Origin of the sequence: Streptomyces sp. AK010 (assembly GCF_014207295.1) — a bacterium.
GTDB lineage: Bacteria > Actinomycetota > Actinomycetes > Streptomycetales > Streptomycetaceae > Streptomyces > Streptomyces massasporeus.
This window is the reverse complement of sequence record NZ_JACHCX010000001.1, coordinates 142,031-158,092: the sequence shown is the minus strand read 5'-3', so window position 1 is coordinate 158,092 and position 16,062 is coordinate 142,031. Positions and strand designations below refer to the sequence as shown.

Sequence of the window (16,062 nt, the reverse complement as noted above, 5' to 3'; positions counted from 1 at the left end):
GGGCTACTCAAGTCGCCCTGTATCAAAGGTGAGTAGCCGCGCTCATGTCTGTGTGATGACTTACGAGAGGGACGCGACGACGCTGGAGCTGCCCTGGCCGTTCGCCGGGCGGGAGGACGAACTGGAGATGATCCGGCGGTCGTCGACCGGCGCGCGGCGCGGCATCGTGGTGACGGGCCCGGCGGGCTGCGGCAAGACCCGCCTCCTGGCCGAGGCGGTCCGCGGCACCGACTGCGCGCGGGCGGCCGGTACGCCCGAGAGCCGGACCATCCCCTTCGCGGCGTTCGCCCATCTGCTGCCTGAGTCGGTCACGTTGCACCGCGCGGTCCGGCTGCTGTCCGGTGTCCGCACACTGCTGGTGGACGACGCGCACCTGCTCGACGACGCCTCCGCCGCACTCGTCCACCAACTCGCCGTGCACGGGCGGACCCGGCTGCTGGTCGTCGCCACGGACGGCACCCCGGTGCCCGGCGCGGTCTCCCGGCTGTGGACCGGCGACCTCCTGCCGCGCCTCGTGCTGGAGCCGCTGCCCGAGGAGGAGACCGGCCGGCTGCTCACGGCGGGCGCCGGCCCGCTCGACGCGCTCACCGCGAACCGGCTGTGCCGTCTGAGCCGGGGCGACCTGCGGCTGCTGCGCGACCTGCTGGGGGCGGTGCGCGGGCTGCTGACTCCCGTCCCGGACACCGATGAGCGGGCCTGGCGCGGCCCCGTCCCACTGACCACGGCCGTCCGTGAACGCACCGCCCCGGTCCTCGGCCGGACCTGCCCGCTCGAACGCGAGGCCCTGGACCGCCTCGCCTTCGCCGAGCCCCTGCCCTCGCGTCTGGACGACCTGGACCTCGGCGCCCTCGAAGTGCTGGAGTCCGACGGCCTGATCGAGGTCGACGACCACGGTGCCGTCCGGCTCGCCCACCCTCTGTACGGGCCGGTGCTCCGTGCCGTGGCGGGCCGGCTGCGGGCCCGCCGCCTGGCGCGGACGGCTGACGCGTACGCCGCCGCCCTCGACGCCGAGTCGGCCGCCCTGGCCCGCCGGATCGAGCAGGCCGACGTACGGGCGGTGGCCACGCCGGTGGGGGAGTGGCTGGTCGCCGGGGGCGGGGTGCTGCCGGGCGGGTACGCAGCCGTGCGTGCCCGGTTCGCGTGGTTGCGGGGGGAGGTGCGGGAGGCGGCGGCCTGGGCGCGGGAAGGGCTGCGGGGCGAACCCGGTCACGCGTCCTGCCGGGCCGAACTCGACCGCGCCTCGGTGGCGGTGGACGGCCCGGGCGATCCGGTCCCGGACCTGGAGGCCCTCACCGACCCCTACGACGCCGTGCGCCTCGGCGCCCCCGAGAAGGTCATCGACCGGCTCGGCGGCGTCTTCGCCGCGCACGCCGACGCCCTCACCCGGGCCGACGGCCCGGACCTGGACGAGGTGGCCGGGGAACTGGAGCGGCGGGGCTTCCTGCTGTTCGCCGCCGAGGCGTACGCCCAGGCCGTGGGCGTCCACCGCGACCCGCGCGCGGCCCGGCACTCCCGCACCCGGGCCGTCGCCCTGGCCCGACGCTGCCAGGGCGCCCGCACACCCGCACTGTCCGGGCTGGTCCTCGGCGAACTCACCGCCCGGCAGCGGCAGATCGTCACCCTGGCGGCGACAGGCCTCACCAACCGGCAGATCGCCGAGCGCCTCACGCTGTCCGTCCGCACCGTCGGCAACCACCTGTACAGCGCCTACGCCCGACTCGGCGCGAGCGACCGCGGCGCCCTGCCGTGGCTGGACCACACCCCGGAGGCCCAGCCGGCCTGACCGGCCCGGGACCGGCGGCCTGACCCGAACAGGGGACGGGTCAGGTCGCCATACGGGGTGGGGCGTGAACAGCGGGACCGGGTCAGGCCGCCCCGAGCCGGGGATTCGGGTCAGGCCGCCCCGAGCCGGGGATTCGGGTCAGGCCGCCCCGAGCAGGGGATTCGGGTCAGGCCGCCCCGAGCCGGGGATTCGGGCAGGTCCCCCGACGGGTCGGCCCGGGGCCGGCTCCCTGCACAAGACCCGGTCAGGCCGCACCGAACGCCGAGAACGCCCAGCCCGTCGCCTGGTGCAGCGCGTCGCCCGGCAGGGAGGCCCGGGCGTCGCGCAGTGCTTCCGCCAGGGACAGGCCGGCGTCGAGGCCCTTGTGCAGCGCGAGCATCAGCGGCACCACCGCGGCGTCGTTCACGGGTGCGCTGCACGCCACCACCCCGGCCGTGCCGAGCGGCAGCAGCGCCGTGACCAGGCCCAGCAGTTCGTCGGCGCCGACGGAGGCGAGGCGGGCGGTGTCGCAGCAGGACAGGATGATCCGGTACGGGCTGCGGTCCAGCCGCTCGAAGTCGTGCACGACGATCGGCCCGTCGGCCATCCGCAGGGACGAGAACAGCGGACTGTCCGCGCGGAACGTGCCGTGCGCGGCGATGTGCGCCAGCGCCGCCCCGTCCAGCTCCTCCAGCACCCGCGGCACCCGCGCCTCGTCCTCCTCCAGGACCGTCGCACAGCCGTACCGGCCGGCCAGCTCGGGCACCTCGGCACCGCCGGTAGCCAGACCCGGGCCGCGCACCAGCACATGGCAGCCTTCCGGCGGCGGAGCGGTCTCCCGGGCCCGCAACCAACTGCCCGCCGACGGTGACACGCTGAGCACCCGTTCCCGCAGCGACGGCAGCAGCGCCCACGGCACCCGGTGCAGCCGCCCCGGCGGCACGATCACCACCGGACCCCCGCCCAGCTGCGCCGCCGCCGGTCCGAGGAGCAGTTCCTCCAGCCGCCGCCCCGCCGCCTCCACCACCGGAAGCCGGGCCTCCGCCCCGGGGTGGGCCAGTCGCCGCAGCCCCGCCTGTACGTGCTCGGCCTCGGTCTCGGCCTCGGCGAGCAGGCCGGCCTCGAACCGGCGCACCCGCCCGCGCCCGCACAGCAGGACCTGCACCCGCCCGTCGAGGACGGCCAGCTCCACCAGCAGGACTTCGTCGCCCAGCCGCTCCAGCAGCCGGGCGACGTCGAACCGGTCGCCGTCCCCGGGCGCGTCGCCCCTCATGTGCAGCGTGCGGGAGCGGATCTCCCGCTCCAGACGCCGCTGTTCACGCTCCAGCGCCGGAACCGGACGGCCCTCCATCCGGGCGGCCTCCGCACGCGAGGCGATCTCACGGAAGGCCGTCATGCCGCTGAGCAGCTCCGGGTCGGCGGGCGGCCGGGTCGGCGGTGTGGACAGCACGGTCGCACGCCAGCGCTCGCTCCACACCAGCAACCGCCGCGGCCCGCCGGAGACCAGACTGGCCCGCTGCGCCAAGGCCGCCAGTTCCGCGCCCTGTTCGGTGGCGCGGGCCCGAAGCTCCGAGGCGCCCAGCGTCATCCGGTGGTCGTCCAGGACGTCCAGGCCCCGTCGGCAGGCCTCCAGCACGCCCCGGGCCGACCCGGCCGCCTGCGCCCGCAGCGCCTGCGCCGCCCAGCCCGTCATCCGCGCCAGGGGCGGACCACTGCGCCGGCTGCGCGCGGCCACGGCCAAGTGCCGCTCCGCGTCCGCCGTCCAGCCCAGGTCCAGCGCGATCCGGCCCGCGAGCAGAGACGCCTCCGGCGCGGCCGGGGAACCGAAGGACGCCAGCTTCCCCGCCACCGCGGCGGCGTCGGCGACCAGCCGCCCCGAGCCGCGCCCGGCCGCGTGCCGGGCCTCGATCAGCACCAACCGGGCGTGCGTCTCCCACCAGGTACGCCGCTGCCCGGCGAACAGCCGTACCGCGAGGGCCGCCCGGGCGATCGCCGTGTGCGGGTCGCCCGCCGGCCGGGCGGCCCGCGCGGCGGCCAGCAGCAGCTCCGCCTTGCGGGTGGACTGCCCGCCGATCCCGTCCAGCTTCCCGATCGCCGCGTCCGCCTCGGCCAGCGCCTCCGGGGCGAGACCGGCCGCCATCAGCACCTCGCAGCGCCGGATGTTCAGCATGAACGTCGGCGTGCCGAGCCGGGCGTACCGCTCCTCCGCCTCGTCCAGCAGCCGCAGCGCCGCCGGCACGTCCCCCGACCGGAACGCGGCCAGACCCCGGCTCTCCACCGCGTCGGCCTTGTCGTGCTCCTGGCCGGTGGTGTCCCACAGTGCCTCGGCCGCCGTGAAGTCAGCCTCCGCCCGCTCCACCGACCCCAGCGCCAGATGCACGGTGGCCCGCAGGGTCAGGGCCCGCGCCGTCCAGATCACGTCGTCCGCCTGCCGCAGCACGGGCACCGCCCGGCGCACGTCCTCCAGCGCCTCCCGATGACGACCGAGCACCCACCAGACGTACGCCCGCCGGTACAGCACCCGGGCCCTGGTGTGCCCCGCGCCCCGCGCGACACCCCGCTCGAAGGCCGACAGGCCCTCCCGGGTGCGGCCCGCGTGCACCAGCGCCACGCCCAGCGTGGCCAGCACGTCCGCCTCGCGGTCCGCCGAGTCGGCGCGCGCCGCGCACTCCCGGGCCCGCCGCAGGTGGTGCAGCGCGAGCCGCAGATCGCCGAAGTCCCGCTGCCAGATGCCGATCACCTGGTGGGCGACCGAGGCGTCCAGCGGGGAGGGGCCGGCGTCGAGCAGCGCCCGGGCCCTCGCGAGAGCCTCGCCCGGGTCGGCGAACACCATCGGCAGCAGTTCCGTCACCGAGTCGCTTCCCGCTGTCACTCCTCGGATGGTAGTGGTCCCGGAGCGCACCACACAGGTGTCGAGCTGTATCAAGGGGCGGCGAGGCGACTCATGTTGACGACCGCTCAGCGGAACCGGTCGACGCCGTCGCACCAACGGGAGGACCCGCCATGGCACCTCAGCGATTCCACGAGCAGTTCGACCAGATCCAGCGCTCGATGCCGGACGTCCCTCTGGCGACGGGCCCGGACGACTCGGCGGAGTTCATGTACGAGAAGGGTGTGGTCCTCGTCCGCGACGGCGAGGAGGCCCGGATCGTGGAGGACACGGTACGGGCGCACTTCACGGCCGCACCCGACCTCGATCAGGAGCAGATCCGCCGGGCGGGCCCGCAGACCAACCGCAGCGGCATCACCCGCATCCGTGTCGGCGACCCCGGCGAGGGCGCCCGGGACGCCGACCGGGCGGTCGCCCACGCCCTGCGCTCCGTACGGGAACAGGAGTCCCGGGCCGGGCGGAGGATGGTCGCCCGGAACCACGTGGTGCACATCGCGGTCAACGCCTGCCCCGGCGACGAACCGGTCCCCGCCCCGCTCAGCGAGCCGCCCAACCCGGCCGCCGCCGGCACGCCCCACGACCCGGACACGGCCGTCGGCGTCCTCGTCGTCGACACCGGCCTCATGCACGACTACCGCTCCTGCGGCCTGCTGGCCCACGCCGGCGGCGACGCCCAGGTGCGCGAGTGCGACGACCAGGGTGTCCTCCAGCAGTACGTGGGCCACGGCACGTTCATCGCCGGGCTCGTCGCCGCCGTCGCGCCCAACACCGACATCACCGTCCGCGGCACCCTCAACGACGCCGGAGCCATCCTGGAGTCGGAGTTCGGCGAGAAACTCTTCGAGGCCGTCGACGCCGGCGGCTGGCCCGATGTCCTCAGCCTCTCCGCCGGCACCTCCAACGGCCGCACCGACGGTCTGCTCGGCGTCGAGAACTTCATGCGGGAACTGCGCGAGCAGCGCACCCTGCTGGTCGCCGCCGCAGGCAACAACGCCAGCGCGGCGCCCTTCTGGCCCGCCGCCTACGCTGATCTGCCCGGCTGGGAGGACTCCGTGCTGTCCGTCGGCGCCCTGCGCAGCGACGGCGAGTTCGGTGCCTGCTTCACCAACCACGGCCCCTGGGTGAAGGTCTACGCCCCCGGAGAGCGCCTGACCAGCGCCCTCACCGGCTTCGACTCGCCCGTCCCGTACGTGTACCAGCACTCCACGTACGACGCCTGCCGCTACGGCTTCTCCTACGGCTGCACCTGCCAGCACCCCCGCCACAGCGGCGTGCTGAGCGACGAGGGCAACGCCGCCAAGCCGGACCAGGTGATGTTCGAGGGGTACGCCCAGTGGAGCGGCACCTCCTTCGCGACCCCCGTGACCGCAGGCCTGGTCGCCGCCCACATGACGGCCCACAAGGAGACCGACCCACGCACGGCCCGGCGACAACTGATCGCCGCCAAAGCGGAGTTCGCGGAAGTGCGCGGCGCACACGTCCCGGCACTGCGTCCGCCCACCTGGCGCCCGGTCCCGGTCGTGCGCCTCGGCCCCGGGCTGTGAGGACCGGAGCCGCCCCCTCCACGGCGTACCATGGCGTGCCGTATTCGAGGGGTGGGGCTGCCGTGGACCGTACTGATGCCGGCGCGCTCGTCCAGGCGGCCGCCGACGGTGACGCGGGGGCCTGGAAGGCGCTCGTGGATGGGCTGAGCCCGCTGGTGTGGTCCGTCGTCCGGGCCCACCGGCTCTCCGACGCCGACGCCCACGAGGTGTACCAGACGGCCTGGTTCCGCTTCGCCCAGCACCTCGGGCGGATCCGCGAGCCCGGCAAGGCGGGTGCGTGGCTGGCGAGCACCGCCCGCCACGAGTGCCTCAAGGTCATCAGGAACTCCCAGCGGCTGGCCCTGACGGACGATCCGCGGCTGCTGGACCGGGTCAGCGAGGACGGCACGCCCGAACAGTCGCTGCTCGACTCCGAGGAGGCCGCCGCGCAGAGCGAACGCGTACGGCGGCTGTGGCAGGAGTTCGAGGAACTGGGCGAGCGGTGCAGGCAGTTGCTGCGCGTGCTGATGGCCACGCCGCCGCCCAGCTACCAGGACGTGTCCGCCGCGCTGGGGATCGCGGTGGGCAGCATCGGGCCCCTGCGCCAGCGCTGTCTGCGGCGCCTGCGGGCCCGGCTCGAGGCGCGGGGGGCGAGGTGAGCGACATGAACGACACAGACATGAACGACATGAACGACGACATGAACGACGACGGCCTGAACGAGGATCTGTCCTCGCGGGACGGGGACGGCCGGGAGGACGACGGCCTGTCGGGCGAAGAGGACTGGGGCGACGAGGAGTTCGACGCCGGGTTGCTGGAGGAGGAGCTGCGGCAGGCCGCCGCCGTCCTCGACCCGGTGCCGGCGGAGCTCCAGCAGATCGCGGTCGACGCCTACGCGCTGCACGACCTGGACGCGCGTGTGGCCGAGCTGACCTTCGACTCGCTGGTCGACGCCCTCCCGGTGCGGGGCGTCAACGACGTGCCCCGGATGCTGACCTTCCGGGCGGGCGAGGTGACCGTCGACGTGGAGGTGACCGCACGGGGGCTGATGGGGCAGGTGCTGCCGCCCCAGCCGGCCCACATCGAGGTCCTCGGCGGACCGCGCCCCGGCGACCCGCTCACGGCCGACGACCTGGGCCGCTTCACCGGCGACGTGCCCCTGTCCGGCCCGTTCGCCCTGCGGTTGCGGACCGGCGAGGACGTCGTGGTCACGGAGTGGCTGCGGGCCTAGTCACCGGGCCGGGGGGCGGAGTCACCGCGCCGGGGGGGCTGATTCCTCGGGCCGGGGGCCCAGCCACCGGGCCGGGGCCCCATCACCGCCCGGGCGGCTCAGCGGGACACGGCGTCGACCAGCTCGGCCAGTGCCTCGCCGAGCCGTTCCGGCCCGGGCCCGGCGGGGCCGCCCGGCTCGGTCATGTAGGTGTCCCGGCGGATCTCCACCATGAGCGCGCTCACCTCGGGCCGCTTCCCGTAGAACTCCAGGGGGACGTAGGTCCCGCTGAACGGCGTGTCGAGCTCCGTCTCCCCGAACGCCTCCCGTGCGGCGTCCAGCAGCGCGGGAGGCGTGTGGAAGGAGTCGGTGCCGAGACAGACCGCCGGGCGGGGCCCCTCCCCGTGCAGCTCGTAGGGCAGCCTCCGGCTCGGGTAGGAGTGCACGTCGATGATCACGGCCCGCCCGGTGGCTTCCAGCCGGTCCGCCACGGCCTCGGTCATCGCCCGCGCGTAGGGCAGGAAGTACCGCTCGACCAGCGGCCCGGCCTCGACGCCCTCGGACCGCAGCGCGTCGCCGTGCGTGGTCCGCGTGTACACCGCCCCCATCCCGACGGCGAGCATCTCCTCAACGTCGTCCGGGAACCGCTCCGGGTCGACGACCAGCCGCGACAGCCGATTGACGAACCGCCACGGTGTGACGCCGGACAGCCCGGCCGCGACCTCGGCGATCCGGTCCGTGTGCGCGTCCGTGATGTGGTCCAGCTCCCGCGCCAGTTCCTCGTCGCCGAGCGCGATTCCCGCGCGCACACTCCGCGGTATCTCCCGCGCGGCGTGCGGCACATGGAGGATCACCGGGGACCGCCCGGCGCCGGGCAGCAGCTCGAAGGGCGGCGGGGCGTCGGTCACGAGGCGGCTCCAGGGGCGTTGTCAGTGGTGTCCGGCAGGATCAAGGTGCCACATCGACCGGCCATCGAGGCCGAGGACGCCATGCCGATCAGCAACCAGCGGGTGAGCACCCATCCGTTCCTCCGGGGCCTGTACGACGACGGCTGCTACCCGGACCACGTGGTGGACCGAGGCCGCGCCGTCCTGCTCGCCCTGTGCGAGCGCATCGAGCGGGAGCGCCCCGCCGGTCTCGCCGCGCTGTACGTGCTGACGCAGGCGGCCACGGAGGAGTTCAACGACCTGGAGGCCGCGTTTAAGGCGGCGGGCGGTGAGATCGAGACGGTGGCCCGGGAGGAGATGGCCGAGGACTTCGCCTTCGTCGCGTCCGCGTACGGCTTCCCGGACGCGGACGTGGAGGAGCTGATCGCCACGGCGGGAGTGGTGAGGGCCGGGGGAGGGGCGCACACGGCTCCGCCCCGGCCGGGCGCGGTGCCGGCCGGGGCGGAGACAGCGGGCCGAAGGGGCCCGGAGCGTCAGCTCAGGGACGCCAGGGCCTCGTTCCACGTGGTGGACGGGCGCATGGCCGCCGCGGCCTTCGCCGGGTCGGGCTGGTAGTAGCCGCCGATGTCGACCGGGTTGCCCTGCACGGCGCTCAGCTCGTCGACGATCTTCTGCTCGTTCGCGGAGAGCGTCTCGGCGAGCGGGGCGAAGGCCTTCGCCAGGTTCGCGTCGTCGCTCTGCCCGGCCAGCTCCTGCGCCCAGTACAGGGACAGGTAGAAGTGGCTGCCGCGGTTGTCGATGCCGCCGACGCGACGGGTCGGGGACTTGTCCTCCTCGAGGAAGGTCGCCGTGGCGCGGTCGAGAGTGTCGGCCAGGACCTGGGCGCGGGCGTTGCCCGCCACCTTCGCGAGCTGCTCGAAGGACGGCACCAGGGCGAAGAACTCACCCAGGGAGTCCCAGCGCAGGTAGTTCTCCTTGACCAGCTGCTGCACGTGCTTCGGCGCCGAGCCGCCCGCACCCGTCTCGAACAGGCCGCCGCCCGCCATCAGCGGGACGACCGACAGCATCTTGGCGCTGGTGCCCAGCTCCAGGATCGGGAACAGGTCGGTCAGGTAGTCGCGCAGCACGTTGCCCGTGACCGAGATCGTGTTCTCGCCGCGGCGGATGCGCTCCACCGACAGCTTCGTGGCCTCGACCGGGTTGAGGATCCGGATGTCCAGGCCCTCGGTGTCGTGGTCGGCGAGGTAGGTGTTGACCTTCGCGATCAGGTTGGCGTCGTGCGCGCGGGTCTCGTCCAGCCAGAACACCGCCGGGTCGCCGGTGGCGCGGGCGCGGGTGACGGCCAGCTTCACCCAGTCCTTGATCGGCGCGTCCTTGGTCTGGCAGGCGCGGAAGATGTCGCCGGCCGAGACGGTCTGCTCGATGAGCGCCGTGCCGTTGCCGTCGACCAGGCGGACGGTGCCCGTGGTGGGGACCTCGAAGGTCTTGTCGTGGCTGCCGTACTCCTCGGCCTTCTGCGCCATGAGGCCGACGTTCGGCACCGTGCCCATGGTCGACGGGTCGAAGGCGCCGTTGGCCCGGCAGTCCTCGATCACGGCCTGGTAGACGCCCGCGTAGGAGGAGTCCGGCAGGACCGCGAGGGTGTCGTGCTCCTGGCCGTCCGGGCCCCACATGTGGCCGGAGGTGCGGATCATGGCGGGCATGGAGGCGTCCACGATGACGTCCGAGGGGACGTGCAGGTTCGTGATGCCCTTGTCGGAGTCGACCATGGCCAGCTCCGGGCCCTCGGCGAGCTCGGCGTCGAAGGAGGCCTTGATCTCGGCGCCCTCCGGCAGGGCGTCCAGGCCCTTCCAGATGCCGCCCAGACCGTCGTTCGGGGTCAGGCCGGCCGCGGCGAGCTTGTCGCCGTAACTCGCGAACGTCTTCGGGAAGAAGGCGCGCACCACGTGGCCGAAGACGATCGGGTCGGAGACCTTCATCATCGTCGCCTTCAGGTGCACCGAGAACAGCACGCCCTCGGCCTTGGCCTTGGCGACCTGCGCGGTCAGGAACTCGCGCAGCGCGGCGACGCGCATCACGGAGGCGTCGACGACCTCGCCGGCGAGCACGGGTACCGACTCGCGCAGCACCGTGGTGGTGCCGTCGTCGCCGACCAGCTCGATGCGCAGCGCGCCGTCCTCGGCGATCACGACGGACTTCTCGGTGGAGCGGAAGTCGTTCTGCCCCATGGTCGCCACGTTGGTCTTTGACTCGGCGGTCCAGGCGCCCATGCGGTGCGGGTGGGACTTGGCGTAGTTCTTGACCGAGGCGGGGGCGCGCCGGTCGGAGTTGCCCTCACGCAGGACCGGGTTCACCGCGGAGCCCTTGACCTTGTCGTAGCGGGCGCGGATCTCGCGCTCCTCGTCGGTCTTCGGGTCGTCCGGGTAGTCCGGCAGCGCGTAGCCCTGGCCCTGCAGCTCGGCGACGGCGGCCTTGAGCTGCGGGATGGACGCCGAGATGTTCGGCAGCTTGATGATGTTGGCGGCGGGCGTCTTGGCGAGCTCACCGAGCTCCGTGAGGGCGTCCGGGATGCGCTGGTCCTCGGTCAGGTACTCCGGGAACACGGCGATGATGCGTCCGGCCAGCGAGATGTCGCGGGTGTCCACGGCGACACCCGCCTGCGACGCGTACGCCCGGACCACCGGCAGGAAGGAATACGTCGCCAGGGCGGGGGCCTCGTCAGTGTGCGTATAGATGATGGTCGAGTCAGTCACCGGGTGCTCCGCTCCACGTCTGCAACATTGCTCGACATCAAGATATCTCGTGATCGACCTCGTCTCGACAGGGGTCCGCGACCAGTTTCGTGCAACCGATCGCCCCGCTCCCGTGTCTGGGAGAGAGATCACTCACTCCAAGCCACGGCCGGACCTGACCACCCGGCCGTCCCAGCGAAAGCGGACCATGAGATATCGCACCAGAGTGACGGCCCCCGCGGTTGCCCTTCTCGGCACGGCGGCGGCTCTGACCACGGGGATCCCGGCCCAGGCGGCCGGCCGGACCGGCGCCGGCCCGGGCCCCGAGACCCTCGGCGACCCCGTCTACCCCGCCCTCGGCAATGACGGATACCGCGTCTCGGCCTACCACCTCGACTTCGCGTACGACGCCACGACCAAGCTCGTCGAGGCCACCGCGACCCTGACCATCCGCACCACCCAGGCCCTCAGCCGCCTCTCCCTGGACGCGCGCGGCCTGGACATACGCTCCGTGCGGGTCGACGGCCGCACGGCCGCCTTCGAGCAGGTGGCCGAGAAGCTGCGGGTCACCCCGGCCCGGCCGCTCGCGGCGAAGGCCCGGGCCACGGTGTCCGTGGCCTACGGCGCCGACCCGCGCCGGACCCCACCGCCCGCCGGCGGCTGGGTGGCCACCCCGGACGGATTCGCGGTGTGCTGCCAGCCGGACCTGGCGCACACCGTCTTCCCCTGCAACGACCATCCCTCCGACAAGGCCGACTTCACCTTCCGCCTGACCGTGCCGGCCGGGCTGCGGGGCGTCGCCAGCGGCCGGCTGGAGCGCACCGAGCAGCTGTCCGGCGACCGCACCGCGTACACGTACCGCTCCCGCTCGCCGATCGCCACCGAGGTGGTGCAGATCACCGTCGGCGACTACGTGATCAAGGACCGGCAGGGCCCGCACGGGCTGCCGCTGCGGGACGTCGTCCCCGTCGCCCGGGCCACCGCGCTGGAACCGGCCCTGGCGCTCACCCCCGCCCTGGTGGCGTGGGTCGAGCAGCGGCTCGGCGCGTACCCCTTCGAGACGTACGGCCTGCTGCCCTGCAACAACGACGCCTCTAGCGCCTTCGACTTCACCGGCCTGGAGACCCAGACCCTCACGCTCTACAAGCCGAACTACCTCCTCCAGGAGGAGAGCAAGATCGGCTCGCACATGATGCACGAGCTGGTCCACTCCTACTTCGGCAACAGCGTCAGCCCCGCCACCTGGTCCGACCTGTGGCTGAACGAGGGCCACGCCGACTTCTACGGGCTGCTGTACCGCTACGAGCGCGGCTGGGCGGACTCGCTGGGCCTGACCACGCTGGAAGCCCGCATGAAGCACACCTACGCCCAGGGCGACCAGTGGCGTCGCGACTCCGGGCCGGTGGCGGCGCCCAACGCGGCCAACCTTTTCGACAGCCAGCGCTACCTGGGCGGCGTGCTCGTGCTGTACGCGCTGCGGCAGCAGGTCGGCGAGGCGGCCTTCACGGCCCTGGAGCGTGCGTTCCTGGAGCGGTACCGCGACTCCTCCGCTTCCACGCAGGACTACATCGCCGTGGCCTCGGAGGTCTCCGGCCAGGACCTCACCGGCTTCCTGCGGGACTGGCTGTACGGCACGAAGACGCCGCGGATGCCGGGGCACCCGGACTGGACGGTGACGCCGGCGAAGGCGTCCCTCTCGACGCCGCGCGACCGCAGGGACAGCCACCACCACGAGAACTCGGCGACGCTGTGACGAACGGGGCGCCTCGGCCGGGCCCGCGTGCCTCGGCCGAGGCGCCCCTGGTCCGCCCCGGCGCGCCTCAGTCGAACCGGGCGGTGCTGAGCCCGCCCGGCTCGATCTCGCCGGTCCGCTGCTGCGGGATGACGACCCCGCCCTGCTGGAGTGCCACCGTCCGGGCCGGGGCGGGGATGCGGATGCCCTCCGCGCGGTAGCGCTTGTGCAGGCGCTTGATGAACTCGTGCTTGATCCGGTACTGGTCGCTGAACTCGCCGACGCCCAGGATGACGGTGAAGCCGATGCGCGAGTCGCCGAAGGTGTGGAACCGGATGATCGGCTCGTGGTCCGGCACCGCGCCCTCGACCTGGGTCATCGTCTCGGCGATGACCTCGTTGGTCACCCGCTCCACGTGCTCCAGGTCGCTGTCGTAGGCCACCCCGACCTGGACCAGGACGGTCAGCTGCTCCTCGGGGCGCATGAAGTTGGTCATGTTCGCCTGCGCGAGCTGGCCGTTGGGGAGCACGATGAGGTTGTTGGACAGGTTGCGGATCGTCGTCTGCCGCCAGTTGATGTCCTCGACGTAGCCTTCCTCGCCGCTGCTGAGCTTGATGTAGTCGCCGGGCTGGACGGTCTTGGAGGCGAGGATGTGGATGCCGGCGAAGAGGTTGGCGAGGGTGTCCTGAAGCGCCAGCGCCACCGCGAGGCCGCCGACACCCAGGGCGGTGAGCAGCGGCGCTATGGAGATGCCCAGGGTCTGGAGCACCACCAGGAAGCCGATCGCAAGGACCAGGATCCGGGTGATGTTGACGAAGATCGTGGCCGAACCGGCGACCCCGGAGCGGGACTGCGTGACCGTGCGCACCAGCCCGGTCACGACCCGGGCCGCCGACACCGTCGCGACGAAGATGAGCAGCACGGTGAGCACCTGGTTGGTGGTGTGCTGCACCGTGCGGGTCAGCGGCAGCACCGCCGCCGCGCCCGCCACGCCGCCCACGACCGCGGCCCAGGGCACCACGGCCCGCAGCGCGTGCACGATGACGTCGTCGCCGGTCCAGCGGGTGCGGTCGGCGTGCCGGCCCAGCCAGCGCAGCAGGATGCGCAGCGCGAACGCCGCCAGCAGGCCCGAGGCGAGGGCGATGCCGGCGAACAGCAGATCGTCCACGGTGAGTGCCCGGTTCACCGGTCACCTCCGGGGCGGGGAGTTGCCGCGAACGCCGTCACCGGCGGTTGGATGTGAAGTCTCGTCACGTCGTCACCTGCTCGTCTTCCGGGATGTCCGAAGGTGCCCGACCACCCTGACCTGCGGTCGGCACGATCGTTCATCCTGCCGTATCCCGTACGGGGTTCCGTACCGGAGACGGGGGTGAGCGGAGGGTGAGTTACTGCACATGGCGCGCTGTCACGCCCGGCTCGCTCCCAGGTCCGTGAACGACCCGTGCCGGCCCTCGCCCGAGGCGAACCGGGCGGCTCCTTCGAGGCTCTCGGCGAGGACGCCCGCGCTGTGCCGGAACTCGGTGTGCAGCGCGGCCGGTTCGTCCAGGCCCGCCTGGTCCAGGACGCAGGCCCGGTCGGAGAGCAGGCAGGACTGCGGGAACCGGGCGATCTCCGCGGCCAGTTCCTCCGCCGCGGCTCGGGCCCGGCCGGGCGGCACCAGGCGGTTGACCAGCCCCATGCCGTGGGCCTCGGCGGCGGGGACGGGCGGCCGGTGAGGATCATGTCGAGGGCGCGGCTCGTGCCGATCAGCCGGGGCAGCCGTACGGTGCCGCCGTCGATCAGGGGCACGCCCCAGCGGCGGCAGAACACGCCGAACACGGCGTCCTCCTCGGCGACGCGCAGGTCGCACCAGAGGGCCAGCTCCAGGCCTCCGGCCACGGCGTGCCCGGCGACGGCGGCGATCACCGGCTTGGACAGCCGCAGCCGGGTCGGCCCCATCGGGCCGTCGCCTTCCGGCTCGACCCGGTTGCCGCGCTCGGTGCCGAGTGCCTTGAGGTCGGCGCCCGCGCAGAACGTGCCGCCCTCGCCCCACAGCACCGCCACCCGGGCCTCGTCGTCCGTGTCGAACTCCCGGAAGGCGGAGACGAGTTCCGCCGCGGTCGGGCGGTCGACCGCGTTGCGTGCCTCGGGGCGGGAGAGGACCACGGTGGTCACATGGCCCTGGCGTTCGATCCGCACCGGCATGGTGAAGTCCCTTCTGCGTGACGGCATCGGCACGCTACCCGGGTCAGATCACCTTCAGCCGGACCAGCGCCGCCAGCGTCAGCGCGCCCGGCACCAGAGGCAGCCAGACGGTGATGACCCGGAAGGCCAGGACCACCGCGGTGGCCACGGCGGCCGGGCCGCCCGCCGCCACCAGCGCCATGACGAGCGCCGCCTCCACCGAGCCGATGCCGCCGGGTGTGGGCACCAGCGCGACGGCGACCGTCGCCGCCAGGTAGGCCACCGCCATGTGCGCGGCCGGGACGTCCAGCCCCAGCGCCCGCCCCGTCAGCACCAGCACGGACGCCTGCAGCGCCGGGAAGGCGAAGGACCCGCCCCACAGCGCCAGCGCCCGCGCCGGACGGGTGTGCACGGTACGCGCCTCGCCGAGCGCCGTCCGCAGGAACGACACCAGGGCCGAGCGCAGCCGCCGCACGAGGGCGAGCACGGTCACGGCGATCACGAGCACGACCGCGACGCCGGCCAGCAGCGGGCCGAACGCCGTCTCCGGCACCAGCGCGCCGAGCCGCAGCGCGTCGGGGAACGCGACGAGCAGGGCACCCAGCAGCGCCACCCGGCCGATGCTCTCGGCGAGCAGGTACAGGCCGAGGGCCGCCGAGGAGCGGGCGAGCGGCAGCCCGCACACGGTCATGAAGCGCAGGTTGACCGCGCTCGCCCCCAGCCCGGTCGGCAGCAGGTGGTTGGCCGCCCCGGCCGCGAACTGCGTGGCCAGCAGCCGTCGTCGGGGCAGCCGCTCGACGACCGCGCCCTGCCGGGTGCAGGAGGCGGCGACCCAGGTCAGGCAGGTCGCACCGGCCGCGGCCAGCAGCCAGGGCCACTCGGCGGTGCCCAGATGCGCGAAACCGGCGGCCAGCACCGACCGGTGCTGCACCGCGACCACGGTCACGAGCAGGAGCGGGAGCAGACACAGGATCTGCCGCAGGCGGCGGACCGGGACGCGACGGGGGAGTCGTCCCGGGCGGAGTTCGGGGAGCTGTACCGCTGTCACGTCTGAAGAGGCTGTCCGGGCCGTGCCAACTGCGGGTTGCGGGAGCGGGGACTGGGGATTGCGCGCGGGAAGCGGCTGGGTGGGGAGCGTCATCGGGGCCTTTGCGCGGAGGGAC

General features: G+C 73.6%; 10 protein-coding genes and 2 pseudogenes. 6 read left to right on the top strand and 6 right to left on the bottom strand.

The genetic code is table 11. From position 1 onward, the window contains the following. The first annotated feature begins 55 nt into the window (after positions 1-55). Entirely contained in the window at positions 56-1,783 is a 1,728-nt protein-coding gene (locus tag HDC93_RS00735; protein WP_185006126.1) for a LuxR family transcriptional regulator, read from the top strand. A gap of 244 nt (positions 1,784-2,027) precedes the next feature. On the opposite strand, the gene HDC93_RS00730 is transcribed toward HDC93_RS00735, so the two are convergent. Next, complete coding sequence (locus tag HDC93_RS00730; protein WP_185006899.1) at positions 2,028-4,595, bottom strand: CHAT domain-containing protein; 2,568 nt, start codon at positions 4,593-4,595, stop codon at positions 2,028-2,030. Positions 4,596-4,765: 170 nt separating this feature from the next. Between HDC93_RS00730 and HDC93_RS00725 the strand changes: the two genes are divergently transcribed. From HDC93_RS00725 to HDC93_RS00715, 3 genes are all read left to right on the top strand, one after another. Then, entirely contained in the window at positions 4,766-6,196 is a 1,431-nt protein-coding gene (locus tag HDC93_RS00725; RefSeq protein ID WP_185006124.1) for a S8/S53 family peptidase, read from the top strand. 62 nt (positions 6,197-6,258) lie between these two features. After that, a complete protein-coding gene (locus HDC93_RS00720; protein WP_311774455.1) occupies positions 6,259-6,834 on the top strand; it encodes a sigma-70 family RNA polymerase sigma factor in 576 nt (191 codons plus the stop codon). 41 nt (positions 6,835-6,875) lie between these two features. Continuing rightward, a complete protein-coding gene (locus HDC93_RS00715) occupies positions 6,876-7,406 on the top strand; it encodes a hypothetical protein (protein WP_398983596.1) in 531 nt (176 codons plus the stop codon). A 98-nt stretch (positions 7,407-7,504) separates the two neighbouring features. Here HDC93_RS00715 and HDC93_RS00710 read toward each other — a convergent pair whose 3' ends face one another. Then, entirely contained in the window at positions 7,505-8,293 is a 789-nt protein-coding gene (locus HDC93_RS00710; protein ID WP_185006121.1) for an N-formylglutamate amidohydrolase, read from the bottom strand. An 81-nt stretch (positions 8,294-8,374) separates the two neighbouring features. Here HDC93_RS00710 and HDC93_RS37995 point away from each other — a divergent pair. Next, positions 8,375-8,717: pseudogene (locus tag HDC93_RS37995) on the top strand (DUF5713 family protein). A gap of 88 nt (positions 8,718-8,805) precedes the next feature. On the opposite strand, the gene HDC93_RS00700 reads toward HDC93_RS37995, so the two are convergent. Continuing rightward, on the bottom strand, positions 8,806-11,025 hold the full coding sequence (locus HDC93_RS00700; RefSeq protein WP_185006119.1) for an NADP-dependent isocitrate dehydrogenase: 2,220 nt from the start codon (positions 11,023-11,025) through the stop codon (positions 8,806-8,808). A gap of 187 nt (positions 11,026-11,212) precedes the next feature. Between HDC93_RS00700 and HDC93_RS00695 the strand changes: the two genes are divergently transcribed. After that, positions 11,213-12,757 (top strand): M1 family metallopeptidase, encoded by a 1,545-nt coding sequence (locus HDC93_RS00695; RefSeq protein ID WP_185006117.1) that lies wholly within the window; start codon positions 11,213-11,215, stop codon positions 12,755-12,757. Positions 12,758-12,824: 67 nt separating this feature from the next. Here the strand turns inward: HDC93_RS00695 and HDC93_RS00690 are convergent, their stop codons facing one another. The 3 genes and pseudogenes from HDC93_RS00690 to HDC93_RS00680 all read right to left on the bottom strand — a co-directional run bounded on the left by HDC93_RS00690 (position 12,825) and on the right by HDC93_RS00680 (position 15,947). Beyond that, positions 12,825-13,922, bottom strand: a complete 1,098-nt coding sequence (locus tag HDC93_RS00690) for a mechanosensitive ion channel family protein (protein ID WP_185006115.1) — start codon at positions 13,920-13,922, stop codon at positions 12,825-12,827. Between the two features lie 219 nt (positions 13,923-14,141). Next, positions 14,142-14,920, bottom strand: a pseudogene (locus tag HDC93_RS00685) (crotonase/enoyl-CoA hydratase family protein). 43 nt (positions 14,921-14,963) lie between these two features. Beyond that, positions 14,964-15,947 (bottom strand): YbhN family protein, encoded by a 984-nt coding sequence (locus tag HDC93_RS00680; protein WP_388450382.1) that lies wholly within the window; start codon positions 15,945-15,947, stop codon positions 14,964-14,966. Positions 15,948-16,062 lie beyond the last annotated feature (115 nt).